General features: G+C 57.1%; 5 protein-coding genes. All 5 read left to right on the top strand.

The features are described from left to right. Positions 1–301, top strand: a 301-nt coding sequence (locus A3AY_RS39875) for a VOC family protein (RefSeq protein WP_018328714.1), incomplete at its 5' end; no start/stop codon positions are given. A gap of 175 nt (positions 302–476) precedes the next feature. After that, a complete protein-coding gene (locus tag A3AY_RS0126530) occupies positions 477–1841 on the top strand; it encodes an extracellular solute-binding protein (RefSeq protein ID WP_018328713.1) in 1365 nt (454 codons plus the stop codon). A 71-nt stretch (positions 1842–1912) separates the two neighbouring features. Next, positions 1913–2794 carry a carbohydrate ABC transporter permease gene (locus A3AY_RS0126525; RefSeq protein ID WP_210163031.1) on the top strand — a complete coding sequence of 294 codons (882 nt, stop codon included), beginning with the start codon at positions 1913–1915 and terminating at the stop codon, positions 2792–2794. A gap of 13 nt (positions 2795–2807) precedes the next feature. Further along, the gene (locus tag A3AY_RS0126520; protein WP_018328711.1) at positions 2808–3632 is read left to right on the top strand and encodes a carbohydrate ABC transporter permease; all 825 of its coding nucleotides are present in this window, start codon (positions 2808–2810) and stop codon (positions 3630–3632) included. A 44-nt stretch (positions 3633–3676) separates the two neighbouring features. After that, on the top strand, positions 3677–4059 hold a 383-nt coding region (locus A3AY_RS0126515; RefSeq protein WP_018328710.1), incomplete at its 3' end, for an ABC transporter ATP-binding protein.

The following is a 4059-nucleotide window of genomic DNA, read 5'->3' as shown; positions in this document are numbered from 1 at the left end:
GCTCTTTCAGTATTCTGGGGAGACGACGAACGACGCGTTGAAACGCAACAGCCAGCCGGGTGGTTTTCACGTCGCGTTCCAGGTGGACGACGCCGTTTCCACAGCCGAGCGTCTGAGGGAAAAGGGTGTCGAGGTTCTGGATGGCCCGACTTATGTCGATACTGGTGCAATGAAAGGGCTGACTTGGCTCTATCTGCGGGCGCCGTGGGGCCAGTTTCTGGAAATTGTCAGCGTGACCGGGCCGCTTGGTTACGAGGCCGAGGGTGGTCCTAAACTCTGGTCACCGGTCACGAACGCGTAAGCGCATTTCACCTCAATGATGAGGTGTGAAATCCGCCCCTGGGTTCCCCAGGGGCGGCATCAAGTAGCTGTGCCCAAAAGCTTGGGGGCGGTCAGATCGTTTCATTCGAATATGGAGGAGCATTTCGATGGGAATATGGAATAAATCCACTATCGCTTTAGGCGTTGCAGCGCTGATGAGCAGCAGTGTTTGGGCGCAGGACAAGCCCTTTGCCGGCGTCGAGCTGAAAATGCTCGGCATCGGCGATACGTCGGTTACAAGAGTCGCGCCGCTCGTGGGCGAATTTGAAGCGCTGACCGGCATCAAGGTGCAGATCGATCAGCTTCCCTATCCCGGCCTGATCGACAAGATCATCGTCGAATCGAGCTCTGACAGCCCGACCTATCAGTTGCTTTGGATAGATAGCCCCTGGGTAGGGCTGCTCGGTGAAGCAGGCGCTCTTGAGGACTTGACGTCTCGCGCGAAGCGAGATGCAGCTGAAATCGGCCTGGACGATATCGTGCCCATCCAGTTGCAGGAAAATACCTGGCAGGGCAAGCTGCTTGCCTTTCCGGCCTCCGGCATGACCTGGCTTCAGCAATACCGCGCCGATCTGCTCGAAAATCCTGATGAACAGGCAAACTTCAAGAAGAAGTACGGCTACGATCTCGCCCCTGCCAAGACTTGGATCCAATATCGCGATATCGCCGAATTTTTCACCCGCAAAAAAGGCGATCTGGCCGGCGGCAAGCCGTTGGAGAACGATCTTTACGGCGTAAGCCAGTCCTATAGCCGCGTCCAGGGCGCAATCACCCACGATTACTTCCCGTTCATGCGCTCGTTCGGTGGCGATTACTGGGATCCGAAGACCGGCCTTTGCGCCATGACAGGCGAACCGCACATCAAGGCGGCGGAATATATGCAGTCGCTCATCCCGTTCAATCCGCCAGATTATCTCGGCCTGATGTGGGACATCCAGTCAGGCTTCATGGAGCGTGGCGAAGCGGCTGAGGCTGCCTATTGGAGCGTTCGATCAGTGCGCCTGACCAATCCGGAAGAGGCGGTGCTGGCCAAAATCGGCAAGGCCGGTTTCGCGGCCAATCCCGAATCCGACGCCGGCCCGCAGCCGACCTATACCGGTACGCTCGGTTTTGCCGTCAATGCCAAATCGCAGGACAAGGAAAAGGACGCGGCCTGGGAGTTCATCAAATGGGCGACCAGCGAGAAGTTGATGCGCCGCTTTGCCGATGAGGGCAAGGGGGTGAGCCAGTTCCGCAAGTCCATTCTGGGCGACGCTAAGCTGCAGGAGAAATATCCTTACTACAAGGTCCTGCTCGACAGCCAGGTCAACGCGCGCCGCCGTATTTTCCATCCTTTCTATCAGGCCGTAGAAGAGAATTTCGGCGTGGAGCTGAGCAAATACATGGCCGGCGAAACGGCAACGGCGAAGGAAGCGCTGACGACAGCCTGCAACGCCGTCAACACGCAGCTCCAGATGTTTTCGGTCGAACAGCGACTGCGCTGGATCAACGATGCTCCAGCTGAAGTCCTGAAAAAGTAAGGTTGCGATCCGCCCGGTCTTTGCGGCCGGGCGGGCGCCTCCCGTTGGAAAGATCCGTCATGAAACACACTGTGAGCCGCGACCGGCGCATTGCACTCGTCTTCCTTTTGCCTGCGGTCGTCATACTTTTCGTAACGACCATCTACCCGATGCTTTACGCGCTCTGGCTGAGTTTCCGCAGCTATGATCTTTCCAAACCGTTCATCCCAAGGGTCTTCGTGGGTGTGGCGAATTACGTGGAAGTCCTCAGTTCACCAGCCTTTCTGCATGCGCTGTTGACCACGTTCAAGCTGATGGCCATGACACTTTCCGTCCAGGTCGTGCTCGGCGTCGGCATTGCGCTGCTCGTTACGCAGAAACTGCCGGGCATGGCGGTGGTGCGTACCTTACTGCTTATCCCCATGATGATCTCGCCTGTTATCGTCGGCCTGGTCTGGCTGTTTCTCTATTTTCCAGAATTGGGATATCTCAACTATTTCCTCAGTCTGGTGGGTATCGGCCCCGTCGCCTGGATCACCAGCACCGGCTGGGCGCTAACAGCCATTGCCATCGCCGATATCTGGCAGTGGACACCGTTCTTTATGATGGGAACGGCTGCCGCGTTGCAGAGCCTGTCGCCAGAACCCTATGAGGCCGCGCGGATTGACGGCAACAGCCGCTTCGATGTCTTTCGCTACATCACGCTGCCGCAGCTCAAGCCAGTGATCATAAGCCTGCTATTCCTGCGCGCGATCGACGCCTTTAAGATCTACGACATCATTTTCGTTCTGACGAAGGGAGGTCCGGCCGACGCCACGGAAGTCATCTCGCTCTACATCTACCGGCAGAGCTTTACCTTTTGGCGCATGGGCGTCGGTGCGGCGGCTTCGTTTGTCTCGCTCATCATTATCACCGTGTTCATCACCTTCTTCTTCAGATCCTTGCAGCGCAGCCAGGCTGCTCTGGCCAGATGAACGGAGCAAAGCCATGACCTCCAATGCACGCGAAAAAATCCTCTTCTATATTTTGATCACCGTCGTTTTGATTTTGTTCATGACCCCGATTTACCTGATCGTGGTGTCGTCGTTGAAACCGTCAGCGCTGATGTTCTCCCGGCCGCCGACCTTCATCTTCACGCCGACACTGCAGCACTACTACGACCTCTTCACCATGCGGCCGTTCCATCTGCAGATTCTCAACAGCCTGATCGTGGCGTTGGGATCGACGGCGTTCAGCCTCGTCGTCGGCTCGCTGGCCGCCTATGCCATCTCGCGCATCAAAAGCAGGTGGATCAACGACGTCTCGTTCTGGATTCTGTCGATGCGGATGTTTCCACCCATCGCCGTCGTTGTTCCCTATTACATCATCTTCAAGTCGATCGGCCTTCTCGACACGCCGCTGGCCCTCATTATCGTCTACTCGACATTCAACATTCCGCTGACGGTTTGGTTGATGAAGGGATTTTTCGACGAAGTGCCGGAAGCGCTCGAAGAGGCGGCACAAGTGGATGGCCACGGCGTCATTGCAACCTTCTGGTACGTGACGCTGCCATTGACCGCCCCTGGCCTCGCAGTCGCTGCGGTCTTCTGCTTCATCTTTTCGTGGAACGAGTTTCTCTTCGCGCTGATGCTGACCGGCTCGAAGGCGCAGACGGTAACCATCGCCGTCATGTCCTTCTGGTCGAGCGATGCCGTGCAGTGGGGCCGCATCATGGCCGGTTCTTTCGTGGTTCTCATCCCCGGTGTGATTTTCGTCCTGACGTGCCAGCGCTGGCTGGTCAAGGGACTGACCATGGGCTCGGTCAAGGGCTGAAGCCCGTCTGCCCATCAACGCGACACTTTTTAAGGAGTATATCCATGTCATCCGTGACGCTACGCAATGTCGTCAAACGCTACGGCCAATTGGAGGTCGTGCACGGCATCAACCTGGAGATTGAAGAGGGCGCCTTTGTCGTTCTGCTCGGTCCCTCTGGATGTGGCAAGACGACGACGCTCAGGATGGTCGCCGGGCTGGAGAGCATTTCCGACGGCCAGCTTGAAATTGCCTCGCAGGTCGTCAACGAAGTCGCACCCAAGGACCGCCAGATTGCCATGGTGTTTCAGAATTACGCGCTCTATCCGCACATGACCGTGCGGCAGAACATGGAATTCGCACTGAAACCGCAAAGGCTGGAAGGTGTAGAAGTTGAGCGCCGTATCACCGAAGCGTCGCGCATTCTCGGGCTTGAGCCGCTCCTCGC

Origin of the sequence: Rhizobium giardinii bv. giardinii H152 (assembly GCF_000379605.1) — a bacterium.
Taxonomy (GTDB): Bacteria; Pseudomonadota; Alphaproteobacteria; order Rhizobiales; family Rhizobiaceae; genus Pararhizobium; species Pararhizobium giardinii.
The sequence above is the reverse complement of the archived record's forward strand: the minus strand, read 5'-3'. Positions and strand labels throughout refer to the sequence as shown.

Bases quoted from the DNA above. Each gene is read 5' to 3' on its own strand.
- A3AY_RS0126530 (WP_018328713.1), top strand. From the start codon at position 477: ATGAGCAGCAGTGTTTGGGCGCAGGACAAGCCCTTTGCCGGCGTCGAG.
- A3AY_RS0126520 (WP_018328711.1), top strand. From the start codon at position 2,808: ATGACCTCCAATGCACGCGAAAAAATCCTCTTCTATATTTTGATCACC.